This is a genomic window from Methylobacterium sp. PvR107, assembly GCF_017833295.1.
In the GTDB taxonomy this organism is placed as follows: Bacteria; Pseudomonadota; Alphaproteobacteria; order Rhizobiales; family Beijerinckiaceae; genus Methylobacterium.
Window position 1 is genome coordinate 1,384,241 of record NZ_JAFIBW010000001.1, and the last position, 18,695, is coordinate 1,402,935.

17 protein-coding genes and 1 pseudogene are annotated in these 18,695 nt (G+C 68.6%); 6 read left to right on the forward strand and 12 right to left on the reverse strand.

The features are described 5' to 3' along the window. Window positions 1-153: 153 nt before the first annotated feature. Window positions 154-1,572 carry a sensor histidine kinase gene (locus JOE48_RS06380; RefSeq protein WP_210028724.1) on the reverse strand — a complete coding sequence of 473 codons (1,419 nt, stop codon included), beginning with the start codon at window positions 1,570-1,572 and terminating at the stop codon, window positions 154-156. A gap of 12 nt (window positions 1,573-1,584) precedes the next feature. On the opposite strand from JOE48_RS06380, the gene JOE48_RS06385 reads away from it, so the two are divergent. Beyond that, window positions 1,585-2,067, forward strand: coding sequence for a hypothetical protein (locus JOE48_RS06385; protein WP_210028725.1), 483 nt, complete (start codon window positions 1,585-1,587; stop codon window positions 2,065-2,067). A 320-nt stretch (window positions 2,068-2,387) separates the two neighbouring features. Here JOE48_RS06385 and JOE48_RS06390 read toward each other — a convergent pair whose 3' ends face one another. The 4 genes from JOE48_RS06390 to JOE48_RS06405 form a co-directional block, all read right to left on the reverse strand. Beyond that, window positions 2,388-2,954: a hypothetical protein gene (locus tag JOE48_RS06390; RefSeq protein WP_210028727.1), complete on the reverse strand. Its 567-nt coding sequence runs from the start codon at window positions 2,952-2,954 to the stop codon at window positions 2,388-2,390. Window positions 2,955-3,089: 135 nt separating this feature from the next. Continuing rightward, the gene (locus tag JOE48_RS06395) at window positions 3,090-3,515 is read right to left on the reverse strand and encodes a hypothetical protein (protein ID WP_245252734.1); all 426 of its coding nucleotides are present in this window, start codon (window positions 3,513-3,515) and stop codon (window positions 3,090-3,092) included. Between the two features lie 210 nt (window positions 3,516-3,725). Then, window positions 3,726-4,133 carry a globin domain-containing protein gene (locus JOE48_RS06400; protein ID WP_210028728.1) on the reverse strand — a complete coding sequence of 136 codons (408 nt, stop codon included), beginning with the start codon at window positions 4,131-4,133 and terminating at the stop codon, window positions 3,726-3,728. Window positions 4,134-4,285: 152 nt separating this feature from the next. Beyond that, on the reverse strand, window positions 4,286-4,483 hold the full coding sequence (locus tag JOE48_RS06405) for a hypothetical protein (protein WP_210028729.1): 198 nt from the start codon (window positions 4,481-4,483) through the stop codon (window positions 4,286-4,288). Window positions 4,484-4,600: 117 nt separating this feature from the next. Between JOE48_RS06405 and JOE48_RS31180 the strand changes: the two genes are divergently transcribed. Then, entirely contained in the window at window positions 4,601-5,023 is a 423-nt protein-coding gene (locus JOE48_RS31180) for a LemA family protein (RefSeq protein ID WP_409518565.1), read from the forward strand. A 1,076-nt stretch (window positions 5,024-6,099) separates the two neighbouring features. On the opposite strand, the gene JOE48_RS06415 is transcribed toward JOE48_RS31180, so the two are convergent. Together JOE48_RS06415 and JOE48_RS06420 are read right to left on the reverse strand one after the other, a co-directional pair. Beyond that, complete coding sequence (locus JOE48_RS06415) at window positions 6,100-6,429, reverse strand: hypothetical protein (RefSeq protein ID WP_210028730.1); 330 nt, start codon at window positions 6,427-6,429, stop codon at window positions 6,100-6,102. Window positions 6,430-6,431: 2 nt separating this feature from the next. Then, window positions 6,432-7,616, reverse strand: a complete 1,185-nt coding sequence (locus JOE48_RS06420) for a cupin domain-containing protein (RefSeq protein ID WP_210028731.1) — start codon at window positions 7,614-7,616, stop codon at window positions 6,432-6,434. A 1,049-nt stretch (window positions 7,617-8,665) separates the two neighbouring features. Between JOE48_RS06420 and JOE48_RS06425 the strand changes: the two genes are divergently transcribed. Continuing rightward, window positions 8,666-10,315, forward strand: coding sequence for a porin (locus JOE48_RS06425; protein WP_210028732.1), 1,650 nt, complete (start codon window positions 8,666-8,668; stop codon window positions 10,313-10,315). A gap of 413 nt (window positions 10,316-10,728) precedes the next feature. Here JOE48_RS06425 and JOE48_RS30155 read toward each other — a convergent pair. The 3 genes and pseudogenes from JOE48_RS30155 to JOE48_RS06440 form a co-directional block, all read right to left on the reverse strand. After that, window positions 10,729-10,953 (reverse strand): annotated as a pseudogene (locus JOE48_RS30155) (NAD(P)H-hydrate dehydratase); the annotation flags it as partial. 43 nt (window positions 10,954-10,996) lie between these two features. Beyond that, window positions 10,997-11,662 (reverse strand): hypothetical protein, encoded by a 666-nt coding sequence (locus JOE48_RS06435; protein WP_210028736.1) that lies wholly within the window; start codon window positions 11,660-11,662, stop codon window positions 10,997-10,999. 4 nt (window positions 11,663-11,666) lie between these two features. Beyond that, window positions 11,667-12,308, reverse strand: coding sequence for a hypothetical protein (locus JOE48_RS06440; protein WP_210028739.1), 642 nt, complete (start codon window positions 12,306-12,308; stop codon window positions 11,667-11,669). Between the two features lie 91 nt (window positions 12,309-12,399). Here JOE48_RS06440 and JOE48_RS06445 point away from each other — a divergent pair, with 91 nt between their 5' ends. Further along, a complete protein-coding gene (locus tag JOE48_RS06445; RefSeq protein ID WP_210028740.1) occupies window positions 12,400-13,383 on the forward strand; it encodes a hypothetical protein in 984 nt (327 codons plus the stop codon). A 37-nt stretch (window positions 13,384-13,420) separates the two neighbouring features. Here JOE48_RS06445 and JOE48_RS06450 read toward each other — a convergent pair whose 3' ends face one another. Both JOE48_RS06450 and JOE48_RS06455 read right to left on the reverse strand, forming a co-directional pair. Further along, a complete protein-coding gene (locus JOE48_RS06450; protein ID WP_210028741.1) occupies window positions 13,421-14,605 on the reverse strand; it encodes a glycosyltransferase family 4 protein in 1,185 nt (394 codons plus the stop codon). After that, window positions 14,605-15,645: a glycosyltransferase family 4 protein gene (locus JOE48_RS06455; RefSeq protein WP_210028742.1), complete on the reverse strand. Its 1,041-nt coding sequence runs from the start codon at window positions 15,643-15,645 to the stop codon at window positions 14,605-14,607. The genes JOE48_RS06450 and JOE48_RS06455 overlap by 1 nt, the downstream gene beginning before the upstream one ends. A gap of 93 nt (window positions 15,646-15,738) precedes the next feature. Between JOE48_RS06455 and JOE48_RS06460 the strand changes: the two genes are divergently transcribed. Next, window positions 15,739-17,790: an HAD-IIB family hydrolase gene (locus JOE48_RS06460; RefSeq protein WP_210028743.1), complete on the forward strand. Its 2,052-nt coding sequence runs from the start codon at window positions 15,739-15,741 to the stop codon at window positions 17,788-17,790. Continuing rightward, entirely contained in the window at window positions 17,780-18,685 is a 906-nt protein-coding gene (locus tag JOE48_RS06465; RefSeq protein ID WP_210028744.1) for a glycosyltransferase family 2 protein, read from the forward strand. Before JOE48_RS06460 ends, JOE48_RS06465 begins: the two co-directional genes overlap by 11 nt. The last annotated feature ends 10 nt before the right edge of the window (window positions 18,686-18,695 follow it).

Consider the following 18,695-nt stretch of genomic DNA (forward strand, 5'->3'; position numbering starts at 1 on the left):
CGCGAAGTCAGGGGAGGATCAATAGAATCTCGGCGCATAAACGGCGGACGTATTCCTAGTGTTGCCCCGGTCCTATCGGGCGAACATCACCGCCAATACGGTGACGGAGGATGCCGCGACGGCCATTGCGGACGTGGCCGGATTCCGGGCCGCTCATGAGGCAACAGAGAGGGGCAGATCGATCGTCGCTTGCGTGCCCCACCCCGCTTCGCTCGCGAGTCTAATCTGCCCGCCCAGCGTCGACACGACGAGGTTGTGCACGATCTGCAGACCCAGACCGGTGCTGCCCCTCCCGCGTCCTGTCGTAAAGAAAGGGTCGAACACCCTCGGCAGATCGTCAGCCGGGATGCCGGCCCCATCGTCGGTGAACACGATGCGCAGGTCGTTCGGAGTCACGCGCGAGACGCGAAGATCGAGGACGCCGCATCGTCCGTCCGCGAAGGCGTGGTGGATCGCATTCAGGGCGAGATTGCTGATGACTTGCCCGAGCGCCCCTGGGTAGGACGAGAGTACGATCCCCGCCTCGCAGTGGATTCGCACTTCGTGCCCCCGCTGCCGTAGCAGCGGTCCGAGCGTGCTCATCAGATCGTGCAGCCACTCGGAAATCTCGAAGTCGCGCTGTATCTCGCTGCTCTGATCGACCGCGACCTGCTTGAAGTTGCGCAGCAGCTCGGTGGCGCGCGTCAGATTGACGAATGCCAGTTGTGCGCCTTCTCTGAGCCGCGCGACGGCCTGCACCAGTTCCGAGCGCCGCACCTGCCCACCGTCGACGACAAGGGCGAGCTGCTTCACGTCGGCGTCGATCGTCGTGACGATGGTCAGCGCCAGCCCGATCGGCGTATTGACCTCGTGGGCGACGCCGGCCACGAGCTGTCCGAGGGCCGCCAACTTTTCGGATTGCACGAGGTGTGCCTGCGCAGCGCGCAGTTCGGCAAGCGCCGCCTCCGAGCGGCCCTTCTCCCGCTGGACCGCCTGCTCCGTCCGGAAGTGCAATCGCGCGCGGATCTCCCGCGCGCCGACGGCGTAGAGCGACAGGGCGTAGGCCATGCCGATCTCGAAGTTGTTGACGAACGACAGCCCGGGCTGATCGTGCCGCGCGAATGCCTCGCACGTCGCAAAGCAGCTCCAGGTCGCTGCGCAGAAGACGGCAAGCGCGGGCAGACGCAGCGGCAGCAGGGTTGCGACGAACAGGATGACGATGATCATCCCGGCGCTCGCGTGCGCGAAGCCGCGCTCCAGAGCGAGGTAGATCACGCTGAGCGCGCAGCCGGGGGCGAGGCAGTAAGCGAGGTAGATCGGCTCGGCCCAGGCCCGCGCGCGCCGCAGTGACAGGGCTGCGGTGAGCGGCAGCAAGACGATGATCGCGACCGCGGCACGCATCGCGAGAGTCGTCGTCCAGGCGATGGGATCCACGATGCGATCCCAGGCGGCGAATGCGCAGTACACGAGCGCGCCCAGCACCATTGCCGCCTGCGTGCGTCCCAGGTCGTCAAGAGTGAAGCGCTCGACGAAGAGGCGCTCGTCGGCCGGTTCGGTAAAGCGGAGGCCGAGCTTGGCGAGGAGCGCGTGCATTGATGGCGGGCTATGCTGTCTCACGAGCGAAACGGCATCGGCGACGATAGGCGATGCACGCAACTCATCGCCTTCTTGGGTGATCGAGTGGCCGCCAGCAAGTGGACGCCGATGTCAGTGCCGGACGAAGTTAAGGGACTTGCTGCGGATGGCGGCTCGAAGATGGCATCCACCGGGCGGGAGCCACGGCACCTATGGGATAGGCCTCATCTCGACATCGGCATTGTTGTCCCACAGCACCCGCCTGCGCCGCCGGTCGATCTGCATGTGGAACCGGATGGGCGCGACGCCAGGGTTACCGCCGCACCTGTCATCATGCTTCTCTCGGACCGCCACGGCGTGTACTTCCTTCCTGAAACCCTTGTACACGAAGGTCGAGCAGGACAGTTCCGCAGTGTGGAGGAGGCGTCGACGCTTCACGATCGCCGCAGCCTCATCAAGTGTCGCATCCGACGCATCTCCCGCGAGGCAGGGCGCGATGATCAGGCCGCATAACGGCAGGGCCGTGCAAAGCAGCCATCTTTTCGAACACCGGTGCGCCATCCCTGTTGCAGCGCGATCTTCCGCCCGTGAGGGGGCGGCGTCCCGGTCATGCCCCGCCCGAGACCGGGGGCGCGTCCGTTCCCAGCCAAGATCGTCGGCCACGTCAGCCATCCCCCTGCAGGTCGCACGACCCAGCCAGCTCCGGCGCATCGAGCAGGAATCGCCGCCCACCCCGACCCCACGCGTTGTCCGTCCCGCTCGCGAAGACGTGGTCCCCGGGCGGGAACGTCGTCCGCCTTCGCGCAGCGAACCATGGCGCACTGGGTCGATCGTCACCGCGGTTGCGTGAAAGCGGCGCGCACGCGGTTCATGTCGAAGCGCGCGATCTCTGCCGCCCAACGAGGAGCCTGTACGGTCATCGTGTCGGTGTCGCTGCCACGCAGGCGCCGGGCGTATTGCAGGGATACGAGGCCGCGCCCACTCGGCCCGACGGCGTAGCGGAACACATTATACTCGATCGTTCCGTCAGGCGTGACGAGACTGAACTCGACGATCGACTCGGTCCGCCGGCCGTATGTCGTCACTGCCGCGGCTGGATAGCGCTGGCGCGCTTGGCGGGCCAGCGCATCGGCGGCGTCGGCTGCGCTCTGCCGGCTGTCGAGGAAAGCGCGATAGCCGACAAGACGGGTCCAGCCCCCAGCCGACTCATGGGGTTGGACGAACTCGATGAGGCCGCCCTGAGCGCCGAGTGAGTCGGACTTGGCGACGAGAGGGTCGCCCACGAAGGTCAGGCTGTCCGAACCGGGTGCGGCACTGGCCCGGCCCAGCAACAAAACCGAGGCGAGTGCGACACAGCATATCCTGGACATAGCGATTTCCTGCCATTCTAACTTGAACATCTCGCGAATCGGCGCCCATGAGCGTCAGCGCGTCAGCATTCGAAAGCATGCAGGCGTGGGGCTTCGCTATTTCAGCAGCATCGCCCTTGATTCTAGTCGGAACACGTCGTCTCGCGTTGAGCGGACGTCGGAAGTTCATCGCAGCGTTGCGTAGGTTTTGGGGGCACGCAGCGTGGCGGCCGGTACGACTACGGATGCCAGGTCCGGCAGGACCTTCGAGGCGTTGTTCGAAGCGAATGAGGCGACGAAGCCGGCCATTATGCGCACGTCGCCCGGCTGTCGCGGGTCGCTGGCGATAGCAGTCGCTTCACGCTTCAGCCGCAGGTTGCACGCTTTCGTCGGCAGGTCGTTGTCGGGAGTGCAGTCGTCATGACGAGCGCAGGCCGCGTCGAGGAGGTCGATCGGCGGCAGCGGGGCATTGTTTCCGAGCCCGCAATAATTGCCATAGACGAGCATCTTCGGCCGGACGCCCCCCTCGGGCTCCGCAAGCGCCGGCGCGACCCAGCAGGCGGCGAGGAGGATCGGGGCGGCGATTCGGACGGGCGTCGAGCGCAGAGCCATGGTGGTGATCTCCGTATCCGCAGACTTGAGACGCCGGGACCGCATCTGCGGCGGAGGAGGACTGCCTATCGCCCTCCCGCGCCGCGGACATCTGCGCCCGTCGTTGGCGGTGACGGTGTAAAAGGCTGGCTTTGCATATGTATTGCTTCAATTGTTGCACCGGGGCGCGCGACATCTCAAGGACGCGCACGAGCTTTGGTCGGGCGGCGCTTACTCCCCGCGCGCGCCCTCCTGCATCCGCTCCGTCATCTCGGCGTAGAGCGCCGTCCAGGCCGCGGCCACCGCCGGCGTCCAACGCTCGCCCAGGATGTCCTGGAGCGTCGCCAGCAGCGCTTCGCCGACAGGCCCGTAATACGCCGGCAGGACGCCAAAGCGGCGGTGCTGGCGGCCGAGATGCATCAGGATGGAGCCGAAGATGACGGGGTGCTGGACGCTGCCCACGAGGCTGGCGAGCGTGTTCATGAACTTAAGCTTGAGCGCCGTGAGATCGGTCCCGAAGAGGATCCGCAGGTCCGGCGCGCTGGCGAATAGGCGATCGTAGAAGCGCGTGGCGAAGTGCCCACCGACGAAGGCGGCATCGGCGGTCGCGAGGACCAGCGCTGTCTGATCGGGCGTCACGCTCCCCACCTCGTCGGCGCCTGCCGGCCGGCTGAAAGGCCCGGCGGGGATGCACCCTGCCGGGGCCGCACCGGATCCTATCTACGCTGGCTGCCTGCCCGGCGGCCAGCCTCGACGCGCCGGGCATATGGCGTTGGTCACCCCGTCAGCGCTCACGCCCCGCCCGCTGGTGCATGATGCCCGGCTTTGCCGAGCCAGACCATCAAGAGCGCGGCGACCGCTGCCGACCCGAGGCGGAAGACGGTCGGCTGATCCCAGAACCAGCCGCTCATCAGCGCGCCCATCGAAAGTAAAGCGACGCCCAGCGCGGCCATGATCACGCCGCACATGACCTGCACCGGGCCGTTCACGGGGGACCCCAACCGGGCGCTCGCGAAACGAGCGCAGAGCCCCCCCGCGACGGCGGCCCCCTCCTCCGCAGCGTCGGCTTAAGCCTCGTCAGTCTTCGCCAGCGCGTCGCCCCGGCCTTGGGCGATATCGACGCGCAGCTGAAGCAGCGGCACGATCTCGTTCCAAACCTCGTCGAGACCGTGCGGAGCGACGCCGCGCATGAAAGGGCGACGCTCGAGGCGGTCGGTCAGGCGCGCAGGGCCCCAATGTTGGCGGGCGATCCGGGCCGTGTCGTGCAGCGCGAGGCGGTGCTGCAGGCCCGACTCGGGCGGCTCGGGGCTCTGCCTCGCCCGTTCCATTCGGGGGATCGAGCAGCGTGTAGCGCTGGCCGGCGCGGTCCTCCTGCAGCACACACTCGGTCCAGGGCCCCGAGATCATGTCGTAGGGATAGAGCAAATGCGCGATTCCGGTCTTGCTCCCGCCGGACCGTGCAGAGGTCACCGCTGAGCCACACTCGTCGCGGTTCCACTCGAATAGAATGCCGCCGCCTGTCTCCTTGACGGTCTGCTGATAGCCGCGCATTGCCTCCAGGACGGAGCGGCCCTCGGGCATGAGCGAGCTCATGCGCGTCAGCCGGCCCTCCACCCCGCGCAGATGCGGGCGGCAGGACGAGCGCGTTGTTGTGCGCGTCCAACTGGTCGATGCGTCGCTCCGGCGACGCGTTGGGCAGTGCGATCGCGTCGAAGGCGTTTATCTTGCTGTCGAGGAGGATCGCTCCGGCGTAACGCGGCAGGGCGCTGGCATCCTGGGCACCGGGAGCATCGCTCGCCGGGATCCCCCCTGCTCTCAGCGGCGGCGACGCCCGCGCGGGCTGACGTCCCGGCGACGGGCTAGCTGCGGTGAGGAAGAGAGCGGCGGCGCACACGAGCAAACGAGTCGTTCAGAGACACTCTTCCAAGCCGGTCTGAAATCGACGGCGTGCAATTCAGCAGAGACCAATCAAGCTTGTCGATATCAGTCGCTTCCTTCGCTCCGTATGACTGGATGTCGCCTCACTGTCTGTCTTTTTATTGAGGAAAGTATATGAATTCTGATCGAACTGTATGAGACATACGGATTGTATCTTCAAAATTCCGCGTGCCGAGGAAAAATTATTACCGTCGTTCTCGATTAGAATGTTGTTTGACAATTATCTAACCGATATGTCGGTCGCATTGACAGATGAACCTTGCGTGGCGGTACTGTGATTGAGGCCTTGAGAACGCCGGCGGTGGCGGAGTACCTATGCTGTCCCGGCCGCACAGGTCGACGCTGGATACCCGGTTGGGCCATTTTCGGAGAACAGGAAGCTATCTCGGGACGCGACGTCGAAGGTCCCGGGGCGTCGCCGCTTCCGACCTTGAGACACAACTTCCGCGACGGCCGCTTCGGAAATGTGTTTGAAGTGCGTTGAATGAGGGGGAAGGGCTGCGACGCCGAATCTCGGTTGTGCTCGATTTACCAGCGAGGCGTGACGACGTCTGGCCGAAAGCCGCCGGTCCGCTTTTGCGGCGTGGCGGGCATCGAAGCGAATGTGCGGAGATTCATCGAGTACGGCGAACGCGACTGACAAGTTCGGCGGCCGCCCGTACCCGGTTCAGCGCGCCGGCTCCAAACCGAGCCGCGCCCTCGTCTGGATCACGCTTCCCAAGATGAGGGCTTGTCCGTCGCGCCACACGACGCGGCACGCCTCGTCTGCCCCGCCCTCAACAGGCTCCACCGAGATCACGATGCGTGGATCGATGCCGACCGTCCCCCAGTCGCCGGCCAGATCGAGGTCGACACGGTTCCCGGTCAGCGGCGCATCCGCCGATTGTAAGTCTCCCGCGGTCCGCGGCTGATCTGTTCCGATCGCCGCGACGGATCGGATTGCCGTTCCGCAGAGGAGCAGGGCCCCGACCGCAACCGCGCGATGCGACGGCGCCATGGTCAGGCGGATCGCGCGAAGGCGATCGGCTCCTTCGGTAGTCCCGCCAGCTCGTCCTCGCGCAAGCCGAGATTTGCCGCGATGACCTGCCGAGGGGCTAGCGCCAGCCACTGCGAGAGCGAACACTCTTGGTGTGCGGAGCTGTCGTGCACGCCCACGAACGTGCAGGGCGCGGTCCCGATATTTTCGATCATGTGCGCGGCGGCCTTCGGGAAGTAGGCACAATCGCCCGGCATCAACTCCGCGGTCGCGAGCCGCTTCTCGGGCTCGAACACCGTCACACGCGTGCGGCCTTCGAGCAGGAAGTGCCACTCGTTCGCTCCGGGATGCCAGTGCGGCGCGTGCACGGCGCCCGGGAGCAGGGTCTCGCTGAAGCCCGTCATGGTGGTCGACATCGGGAAGGTCTTGGCGGGCGCAACGCGCAGCGTCCCGGCAGCGCACGCGATCACGGGCTGAGCCTGGGCAAGGGCGAACCGGTGGGAGGCCGAGGCGTTCAGGCGACGCTCGTCGCGCGCGACGGCCCCGTCCAGCGGGATGACGGGCCCTTGCGCGATGTAGACCTCACCTTCCGGCAAGTTGCGGCTGACCGTATCCGGGAGGTTGAACGCGGCCTGCAGGGTCGTGGGGTCGAGGCGGCTGAGCCAGTCACTGAGTCCGAAGGTGCCATGATCCCCGTAGAGACCATCATCGAAAGCCAGGATCGCGTGGCATGGCGTCTCGCCGAGCGTCTGGATCGCGTGGGCATGACCCGCGGGAAACGACCACGTGTCACCGGGACCGAAATTGACGACCTCGAGGCCGCCGTCGGGATCGATGATCGTCGCTTGGCACTGACCGGCGATGATGTAGGCCCACTCTGCCGAGGAGTGCCAGTGCATCTCGCGCACACCGCCCGGGTTGAGGAACAGGTGTGCGCCCGCGATGCCGGTTGCGATCGGCAGCTGACGAGCGGTCAGATCCCGGGCCCAACCCCCCGACGTCGCCTTGATGGTCCCCCCGTCGAGGTGCCCGGTAAAGACCTGGGCTGCGCCAGTCTTGCGCGGGATCGTCCGGACGAAGCTCGCAGAGGACGAGGCGTCCTTGCCGGCTGCCCGACCGTCTCCGTCGGCTCCGAGCGCTCGGCCGGACACAAGGGTGCCGACACCGAACGCGAGACCACCGAGAAAATAGCGCCGCTCTGTCTCCACATGCCCCTCCGGCCCGGCACGGCTCTCCGCCGATCCGGGGTGTTGTGCGCAGCGCGGCGAGAGAACGCGTAAACGCTGCCGTGACGATGGGGCTACGTTACCGCTAAGGCTCCATTTGTCCTCCCCCGAATGAAGGATAGACTGTGTTCGATAGGAACATTATCGGCGATAGGCGGCATTAGCTGTCTTCGTGAGAGACGCATGACGAGTAGCGTTCCGAATCGAAGCGTCTTGATCGCGGCTGCCGATAGGAGGGCGACGAGGGAGGGTGTCCCGGAGCAAGCCTCGCGCTGGGCGGAATTCCGCGAAGCCACCGGGGCAGAGCTGCTTTCGCAGATCGTTCGGGGTGCAATGGGCGCTTCCCATAAACGGACAACCATCGGCCATCCGGCATCTTCAGCTCGGGGTGGAGCCGGTGTGAAAACGAAAGCGCATGCGAAAAAATGTAGACTAATTCTCCGCGCGGTAGACATTCGGCCCCGCTGCGTGGAGGTCTTGGTGCAGTCTGTGCCTCTATTTGGGCGCTGCTCAGGTTATCCTTGGGAAGATCCTTCTGCCGCTTCTGCGTTTTCACACATCCTCGGTGAAAACCATAACTCGATCCTGCATCTGGAAACCGAGGCTCTGCTGCGACGTGTCCAGCCGTCCAGAGCCAACTCGGGCAGGAGCGCCATTCGTGCGATCAAGACATCTGCGGGTATAGGAATAATGTTTCTGATCAGAAATGTTTCTTGCGGAAACAATGCGGCTCCGAAGGCTCCGGCTGTGCGCAATTTCTAGGCAGTTCAGCCTATAATGCAAACCGTGCATCCGAACGTATGCGCTGCAGGATGGGTATGTGTTAAATTTGATACTGGTCCTCATCCATCAATTGCCTCCGGATTAAAACATATTGCTGATTGGAAAGAATGGGGCATGATCCGGCACGAGCGGATCCACTCAGCTTGAGGCCGCCACAGCTCGCCACCAGACGCGAGCCAAAACTAAGCGGCGAGATCCGAACAATCGGGCGCTGCCGTACCGCTGGTCTCGAAGTTTTGGGGTTATCGATGAGGTTCTTGAAGAGCGCCCTGTTGGGCTCGGCTGCTGCGTTCGCCGCAGTCGGAGGTGCCCACGCCGCCGACCTGCCGGTCAAGAAGGCGGTTCCGATCGAGTACGTCCGGGTCTGCACCGCCTACGGCGCCGGCTTCTTCTACATCCCCGGCACCGACACCTGCCTGCGCATCTCGGGCCGCGCCCGGTTCGAGGGTGGCTACCAGACCAGCTACTCGCGCCAGTACGGCAACAACATCGGCGATACGTCGGGCTACCAGGGCCGGATGCGCATCAACCTCGATGCCCGCACCCAGACCGCCTACGGCACGCTCCGCGCCTTCGTCCGCCTCGATGCGGGCGCCCGCACCGGCTATTCCGGCGTCGGCCAGTCCGGCACCCAGCAGCGTATCGGCCAGGCCTACCCGGGCATCGGTACCGATCAGTTCGGCCGCGACTCGCAGTACATGAACGTCGACAAGGCGTTCATCCAGTTCGCCGGCCTGACCGCCGGTCGCGCCTCCTCGTTCTTCGACTTCTACGCCCACGACTTCGAGATCGCCGGCGCCACCGCGGGCTCCGACGTGTTCTCGACCAACCTGCTCGCCTACACGGCCACGGTCGGCAACGGCCTGTCGGCCACGATCTCGATCGAAGATCCGGTCTTCCGCCGCACCCCGATCTTCTCGCCGTTCGCCGTCTCGCCGACCGTCTCCACCGGCAGCGCCTCGAACTTCGGCGTGACCGTCCAGCCGACGCCGATCTTCGTCGGTCCGGGTCGCTACGGGCTGGTGGACAGCATCGAGAAGTCGCGTCTGCCCGACTTCGTCGGCGCCGTCCGGCTCGACCAGGCCTGGGGTTCCGCCCAGCTCTCGGCCGCCACCCACGAGCTGAACGTCGGCAACCTGTCGAGCGCTGGCAATGCCGGCGGTCTCGGCGCCGGGCCCATCCTGGTGCCGGCCCACACCAAGAACACCCAGGGTTGGGCGGTTCAGGGCGGCCTGAAGATCAACACCCCGTTCATCGCCCCGGGCGACGCCCTCTACCTGCAGGGCGCCTACGGCGACGGCGCGCAGCTCTACACCGGCTACTCCCAGTACACCGGCTCCTACATCCAGAGCACGACCACCATCCAGGGCCAGAAGTTCGCTCAGTACTTCTCGGACGCGACGATCAACCCGTTCACCGGTCAGCTGCAGACCTCGCAGAGCTTCACCGCCGTCGCGTCGTACCTGCACTACTGGACGCCGGAATGGCGCTCGGCCGTCTTCGGCTCCTACGGCGAGCAGAGCTTCTCGCAGAGCGCGCGTGCGGCTCAGGGCGCGATCTACGGCCTCGTGAGCGGTCTCGCCGGCGCCCCCGGCTTCGGCACGAACGCCGTCGGCGTTCCGGGCACCCGGTTCTACCAGCTCAGCCAGGCTCTGCGCGACACCTACCAGTTCGTGGCGGGTGCCAGCCTGATCTGGTCGCCGGTCAAGGACCTCGATATCGGCGTGGAGGGCTTCTACACGCAGATCGGCCTGAAGAACGGCCGCGCGATCGACCTCGACAAGAGCCCGGGCGCCTACAACCTGGTCACCCAGATCAACAACGGCTCCTACGTCCCGCGCACCGCCTCGCAGGACTCGGTCTCGCAGGTCCGCTTCCGCGTCCAGCGCGACTTCTAGTTTCTCCAATCGAGACCGGTTGTTCTCCAAAGCCACCTGGTCTTGATGTCCCCGTGCAAAGGGACTTTAACTCGCCCGGCCGAAAGGCCGGGCTTTTTCGTGATGTCGATCTGATGCCTGTGCCTCTCGGAAGCGGGCAGGCAAAAATCCACCCCACTGCGACGTGCATGCAGGCGTTCTGCGGCGGCCGATCTTGACCGCAAGCCGATCGTTCGCCTCGAGGCGTAGCGAGCGGATAGACAGGCGTTCAGCGCGGCTCAGGCGAACGCGTCAGACACCTATGCACACGTCAACACCTGGATCTGTCGGGCGCAAGTAGGTGCCGATGAGCATCACTACGCCGCGCGAAAGCCGCATCCTTGATGCGCATGCCCACGACGTCCGAGTCGACGAATCGCGCCATGCCTCCGCCGTCAGGCCGACGCCGCGCGCAACAATCCGGGCACCTCGCCCGACAGCTCGCCGGCGAGGAAGCCGACTGGTCCGACGGATGCAGCGAGGCGCTTGCCAGCCTCCCCGTGCAAGAACACGCCCGACAAGGCCGCCTCCATCGGCGCCAGCCCGCGCGCTGGCAGGCCGACGGCGAGGCCGGCCACGACGTCGCCAGAGCCGGAGGTCGCCAAGCCGACACCGCCACCCTCGTCGGAGCGGACCCGCCTTGCGCGAGACGGGAAGCCGAGATCACGCGCCGTGTCCCTTCGCCCCCTCAACCGCCGTCCACGCGGCATAGACGGCCCCAGTCGCCGTGTCCGGCTTCGCCGAACCGATGAAGAGCACGACCGGGCCATGGCTGTCGCGCCGGGGATCGTAGAAGTCGAGCAGGCCGGGATGGATTCGCTGGATGAAATCCGGTTGCCGGCCGCTCCGGCGCAGCAGATGGTCGATGACGACCTGATCGCCGTGCACCGCATTCGGTACCGGACCGCAGGAATCCGGGCTCATCCAGTGGCCGGGGGCGGCGAACGTCGTGTAAAGCGAGACGAGTTCGTCCCCGCTCCAGCGCAGAAGCGCGCTGGAGAGACGCCCCGTGTGGAAGTAGTCCTCCATCGCGGCGAGGCCGGGCTCCGCCAAGGCATCGGCCGGGCCGGTCAGCACCGTATCGAGGTCGCAGAGGAGCGTCGGTCCCGTGCTCAGACCGGGGCGGAACGCCTCCATCTTCGCCCACCAGGCGGGCCAAGCGTGCCGGAGCGGGATCGTCTCCACGCCCGGAACGGCCACGGGCAGGTCCGTAAGGCAAAGAACCCGCTCGAAAGCCGGGGCATGGCGGCGGATGCCGCCCGCGAGGCGGGCGACCCAGGTCGCGTCGTAGCGCCCGCCGCCCTTCAGGACGGTGATCAGGGTGGTCATGACGTTATCGCTCGATCGGGGATGGCGGATGCACTCGGATGCGTCCGGCCGCCTCGGCCTCGGCGAACCAGGCACGCTCGGCCGCCCAGGGATGCCCGGGCCAGCCGGCGAACCCGAAGCCGTAGACCAGTGCCGGTCGAGCGCCCGCGGGACGGCCGAGCAGCGCGAGCGTCACGAGGAAGCCCGTGCTTGGGTTCGGACGTTCCGTCATGCGGGGGCCGAGCAGGGTGTGGGCCTGCCTGTGCAGCGTCTCGGGCAGGAGGATGACGGGGCGGCCCAGAGGCTGCAGCAGCGCCAGCATCTCGCGGGTCCAGCAGATCGGCTCGGGGACATTGTGCTCGGCCGGCAGCATCGGGAAGGGCAGGATGAAGGCCTGCGCGGCGTGGACCACCGGGCGCTTCAGGAAGTTCCCGTCCGCCAGCCATTCCCGCGCCTGGCCGCCGCGATTGACCAGGGCAAGATGCGTGACGCGCTGGCCGGTGCCGCCGCCGAAGCTGGGCGCGTTGTTGAAGCGGACCACGCCGTCCGCCGCATCGATCGCGGCTCCGCACGCACCGGTCCCGGGCGCGTTGCCGACGATGGCGAGGGACCCGTCGGCGGGCAGGCCGGCGCCGCCGGCGGAGAGGGGGTCGACGTCCGGGGGCACGTACGGCAGGGGTGTCGGGAACCGTGAAGGTAAGGCGCGCGCCCCACGCATCCAGGGCTCCCGCCGGATCGCGGGTGCGGGAGACGGGATCATGCGCCGATGTTTCGTCTGCGCGGCCGCCATGATCGGGCCAACCGACCGGACCCTGTCCTATCCGGGCGGGGAGCGCCGCGCGTTCCCGCTGGCCTGCAACGCCTGCGGGGTCCTGCTCGCTGACGATGGGGATCCGGAAGTCTGCCGCGCGCATCTGGCCCGAAGCCTCGCCGGTCCAATCATCACGCCCGACCGGGAAGCGCCCTACGGTCTCGACCTCTACACCCTGCGGAGCGCCGCGACCCGGTGGAGGCTCGGCGCCCGTCCCCGCGACGCCGCCGGCCGGGCGGACCTCCGACACCCCCATGGCACCCGGGCGGCAGAAGCCGAGCTGTTCGCCCTCTCGGCCGCCGACGGACACCCGGTTTCCCTCGGCCTCATCTGCCGTCCAGCGGACCGGGACGCAGTCCTGGCCTCGCTGCCGATGCAGGCTGGCTGGACGGACGACGTCGTGATCCTGGTCGACGGGCCGGGGCTGGCGGCGGAGCCGGTCCCGGTCGCGGGCTTCGCCGCGGGGGCGGTGCGCGTGGCAGCCCGGCCCCTGGACGGGGATTTCGCCGCGCAGCGCAATGCCCTCCAGGGCCTCGCCCGCCACGGCTGGATGCTGCAGCTCGACGCCGACGAGGCGCTCAGCCCGGAGACCGGCCGGTTGCTGCCCGCTCTGGCGGCCCTCGCCGAGGCGGAGGACGTCGTCTCGATCGGCCTCGCCCGGGCGACCCGGGTCGACGGTGTCCTCTCGGACGTCTTCCCGGATGTTCAGTACCGGTTGAACCGGACCCGCCTTCTCTACGCCGGTCGGGTCCACGAGCGCCCGGTTCTCGACGGCGGCTGGCCCGGAAGCCTCATCGCGCTGCACGGTTGCATCGAGCACCGCCTGAGCTTGGCCCATGTGCGGGCACGGTCGCGGCGTTACGAGGCGCTCGATCCCGGGCGCGGACGTCCGGACGAGGAGGTTGCCCTGCTGCGCCCCTACGCCCGCTGACGGGGCGGAGCCGACCGGATGAGAGGCGGCCGCGCGATCAGCCGCGCCGCGCCCCCGCGATCGCTCGTTCGTAGAGCGCCAAGGTCTCGCGCCCGAGGCTCGCCCGGCTGAAGCGCCCGGCCGCCGCCAGGGCGCGGGCGCGGTAGGCGCGGCGCAGCGCCGGATCGGTGAGGAGCGGACGCAGGGCGTCGGCGAGGGCCGGTCCGGTTACGGCCGCGGCCAGGGGGCCGGCGCCGGGTGCGCCGACGAAGGCGCGGGCGCTCGCATCCTCGGCGCAGGCCACGACCGGTCGGCCATAGGCGAGGGCCTCCTGGTAGACGAGGCCGAAGCTCTCGTAGCGCGAGGGCGCGAGCACCGCATGGGCCTCGGCATACGCCGACGACAGCGCCCGGCCGTCGATCCGGCCCCGGGCCTGGATGTGCCGCCGCGCCGCCTCGGGCAGATCGACCGGGAGGTCACCCGGCGGAACGCCGACGAGGTCGAGCCGGAAGGATGGCAGCGCGCCTGCTGCCCGCTCGGCGCCGAGGATCGCGATTGCATCGAGAAGCGCGTCGAACCCCTTGCGCGCCTCGGCCCGCCCGACGAAGAGCAGGCGGACCGGGTCCGCCGCCTCCGGATAGGCGGCGCTTCGCGCAGCGGCGGCAGCCTCGGGGGGAAGGCTGAGACCGATCACGGCTTCGGGCTGCCGTCCGGCGAGCCCGTAGGCCCGGGCGATCACCGCCGCGTGCGCCGCGGTGTTGGCGATAAGCCCGGCGCTCCCTCGAGCCTGGCGGCGCTCCAGGCCGTCGGCCGCCCACCCGTCGAGCCCGTTCCGCAGGCTGCCGGCCGGGGCGCGTGTGAAGGCGGCCGGCGTCGAGCTGCGGGTGACCAGCGGCAGATCCCGGCGGCCGGCGAGCAGCGCGGCTGGCGCGTACCAGTTCGTCGCCTCGATGAGGTCGAAGGGCGCCGCGTCGTGCGCCGCCAGCACGGCGCGCCGGAAGGCGAGCGGGGCGGCGAGATGACCCGCGCAGCCCCAGACGCGCAGGTTCGCCAGGGAGGACGCGGGCGCCAGGGCAAGGCCCGACACGGTGACCCCGCGGATCCGTTCAAGTCCGGTCCGGTCGAGGGTAAAGACCGTGACGCCCGCTCCGGCTTCGACCAGGCTTTCGGCGATCTCCCGGGCGGCGGTCGAGAGCCCGCTCGGGGATGGCGGGTAGTCCCAGGCCAGGAGGGCGGTGCGCATCAGGCGGCGAGCAGGCGACGGTAGAGGGAGAGGTAGTCCCGCGCCATGCGCTCGGCGGTGAAGCGCTCCTCGAACCGGCGCCGAATCCCGGCCCGGTCGAGCTGGCCGATCCGGGCGAGCGCCGCAACCGCCTCGACCTCGGTGGAGACGATGAAGCCCGTCACACCATCCTCGACGATCTCGGGGACCGAGCCGCGATCCCAGGCGACCACCGGGGTTCCGCAGGCCATCGCCTCGATCATCACGAGGCCGAAAGGCTCAGGCCAGTCGATCGGGAACAGGAGCGCCCGGGCGCCCCCCAGGAGCTCGCCTTTCTGGGCATCGTCGACGGGGCCGAGATAGGTCGCGTCGGCACCGAGGAGCGGACGCACCTGGGCATCGAAATAGTCCGGGTTGCCAACATCGACCGTGCCGCCGAGCCGGATCGGCAAGCCGGCGGCGCGGGCGACGCGGATCGCCACGTCGGGCCGCTTCTGGTCGGTCATGCGGCCCACGAAGGCGACATGGTCGTCCGGCGCGGCGCGCAGGCCGTAGCGGGTCCGGTCGATGCCGTGATGCACGATGCCGGCCCGGTTTGCGGGCGGGATGCCGGCGGCCTGCGCGGCCGAGATCGCGGCCACCGGCAGGTCCGGGAACCCGGCGAAGAACAGAGCCCGGTCGAGCTCGTCCACCCGCCAGTGGATAGTGGTCAGGCTGTGCCGGCGACGCGGGCCCAGGAGAGCCGCATGCGCGAATTCGCCGTGGCAATGGACGATGTCGAACTCGTCGAGCCGCCGGCGCAGGGCCTCCAACTGCAGGGCGTCCAGGGCGGCCGGCACCCCCGGTGCGACGCGCCCATATTGCCGCTCCAACGCCGCAAGACTCGGGTAATCGCCGATGCGAGGCAAGTCTGTCGCACTGTCCGAGGAAGCAAACAATGTTAGTTCGACACCCAAGCTTCGCAGCGCCGTGCTGAGATCGTGCACAACCCGCTCGGTGCCGCCATGATGGCCTGGGGGAACGGGAAAAATGTTTGGCGCGATCTGGGCAATGCGAAGCACGGCGACCTCTTTACATATGTTAGGCCGCGTCGGAGCGGCCGCTTTACATAGGTTAACGCCTGTGGACTGTCCGGAAGCCGCAGCGCGCGCCTGATGTTCATCCTGCATATCGCCCTGCAGGGCTGCCTGCGTGGCGACGGCGTCGTCTACGGTCTCACCGCCGACACCGGCGGCCATATCCGCTACCTGCTGGATCTCGTCGCGGCCTCGGTTCAGGATCGCGATCTCACGCGCATCGCGGTGGCGACCCGTCTGTTTCGCGGCCCCCTCGGCGCCGTCTACGCCGTGCCCGAAGAGCCGATCGGCGACAAGGTCACGCTCGTGCGGCTCGCGAGCGCGTCCCCGGACTACCGCGCCAAGGAGGCGATGCACGCCGAGGTTGCGTCCTTCGCGGAGAACCTGATCACCTGGATCGCCGCGCAGGACCGGGCGCCGGATTTCATCCACGCGCATTACGCGGACGCCGCGACGGTGGCGGCCCTGGTGGAGGACCGCCTCGGCATCCCCTTCGTATTCACGGCCCATTCCCTCGGCCGCGTGAAGGCGACGATGCTGGGCACGGTCCCCGTCCGGCCCGATCTCGCGCGCCGGATCGCCGCCGAGGAAGAGGCCCTGGCGCTAGCCCAGCTCGTCATCGCGTCCTCGCGGGACGAGGCGGAGGTGCAGTACGCCGGCTACGCGGCCTACGACCCCGGGCGCGTTCGGGTCCTGCCTCCGGGCAGCGACCTCGCCCGCTTCGCCGCGGCCCAGACCCATTCCCGGGTGGACGCGGCGATCGACCGCTTCCTCGACGATCCGGACAGGCCGGCGATCCTGGCGCTTGCCCGGCCGGTAGCGCGCAAGAACCTCGCGGCGCTGGTGCGTGCCTACGGCGAGAACCCTGCGCTCCAGGCCCGCGCCAATCTCGTCATCGTCGCCGGAACCCGCGACGACATCGATACCCTCGACGGCGACATGGCCGCGACGATGCGCGACCTCCTGGTCCTGATCGATCGCTACGACCTTTACGGGCGGGTCGCCTACCCGAAGACGCATCGTCCGGAGGACGTTCCGGCCATCTACGCCTATGCCCGGTCCCGGGGCGGCCTGTTCGTCAACCCGGCCCTCAACGAGCCCTTCGGCCTGACGCTGCTGGAGGCCTCGGCGGCCGGCCTGCCGCTGGTCGCCACCGATAGCGGCGGGCCCAACGACATCGTCGAGACCTGCGGCAACGGGCTCTTGGTCGATCCCCGAGCCCCCGGGGCGATCGCCGAGGCCTGCCTGCGGATCCTGGGCGATCCGGCCCTCTACGCGCGCTGCGTGGCTGGCGGCGCCCGGGCGGCCGCAGCCTACGACTGGGACCGGCACGCCGCCCGCTATCACGTCCTGCTGCGCGCGCTGCTGGCCCCGAAGCCGCCCGCCCAGGCGCCCCGGCAGCTGCTGGTCTGCGATATCGACAACACGCTGGTCGGCTGCGACGCGGGGCTGGAGATCTTCCGCCGGTGGCGCAGCTGGCAGGCGGGGCTGGCCTTCGGCGTCGCCACCGGCCGGTCCTTCCACAGTGCCATGGCGGTGCTGGAGCAGCAGGACAGCCCCCGACCCCAGGTGATGATCACTTCGGTCGGGTCCGAGATCTACCATCTCGACGCCAACGGCGTGACCTACACGGCGGACGCGGTGTGGCGCCGGATGATCGAGCCCGGCTGGGATCGGCCCGCGGTGCAGGCGGCCCTCGATGGGCTCGACGGGCTGAGTCCCCAGGGTCCTTTGGAGCAGCGGGCCTTGAAGCTCAGCTACTTCGGCGATCCGGTGGCCGCACGGCGCGTCCGCGCGCATCTGGCACAGTCCGGTATCGCCGCGCGCGTGATCCACAGTCACGGCCGGTACCTCGACATCCTGCCGGAGGCGGCCTCGAAGGGGACCGCCGTCGACCACGTCCGGGCCCTCTACGACCTGCCGGAGCGCGCCGTGTTCGTGGCCGGCGATTCCGGCAACGACATCGAGATGCTGGGCGCCCGGGTGCAGGCGATCATCGTGGCGAACTACTCCGACGATCTGGCGAGCCATGCCGCCCTGAAGCACTCCTACGTGGCCCGCCGGACCCATGCCCGGGGCATCATCGAGGGCGTGTCTCACTTCCGACGGATGCCGGCCGATGTCGGCTGAAGCGCTGTCCGACGAAGTGGATGCCGGGGCGGCGCCCGCTCCCAGCGTCCTGACCCTGGTCCGCGGCCGTGCCGACCGCCTGCGCAACCTGATGCGCGGGCTTGCCCGTCAGACCCTGCCCCCGCGCGAGCTGGTCATCGCTTGGATGCAGCCGGAGCGCGCGCCGGACCTGCCCGATCCGGGCTGCCCGGTCCGGCACCTCCACCTGCCGGGCGAGCCGATGCCCCTCGCCGCCGCGCGCAACCGGGCTGCCGAGGCGGCCCGCGCGGAACTCCTCGTCTTCCTGGACGTGGATTGCATTCCCTCGCCGACGCTGACGGCCGCCTATGCGCGGGCCGGCGCCACGGCGCGCGGCCTCTTCCTCGGCGAGATCCTCTACCTGCCGCCCGGGGCGGTTGTCGGCCAACCCGATCCGCCGGTGCTCGACCGGTTGGGGCGTCCCCATCCGGCCCGGCCCGGCCTCCCCGAAACCGGCTTGCGGCCGGAACCCGATGCCGGCCAATTGTGGGGCCTGTCCTTCGCGCTGCCCGCCGCTTCCTGGCGGGCGGTCGGCGGCATGGACGAGGCCTTCGTGGGCTACGGCGGCGAGGAGACGGACCTCGCCGCCCGGCTCGCCGCCTCCGGCCTGCCGACCTTCTGGGTCGCGGGCGCGCGGGCCTACCACCAACACCATCCGGTCCACGTGCCGCCGCTGCAGCATTTTGCGTCGATCCTCGCCAACGCGGCGCGGTTCCGGGCGCGGCACGGGCGCTGGTGCATGACCTACTGGCTCGACCAGTTCCGCGCGGCCGGGCTGATCGACTGGGACGCGGACGCCCCGGCGATCCGCCTGATCCGCCCGCCGACCGAACCCGAGATCGCCGCCGCCCTGCGGCCCGACGCCTTGTTCTCCTGAGATCGAGCCC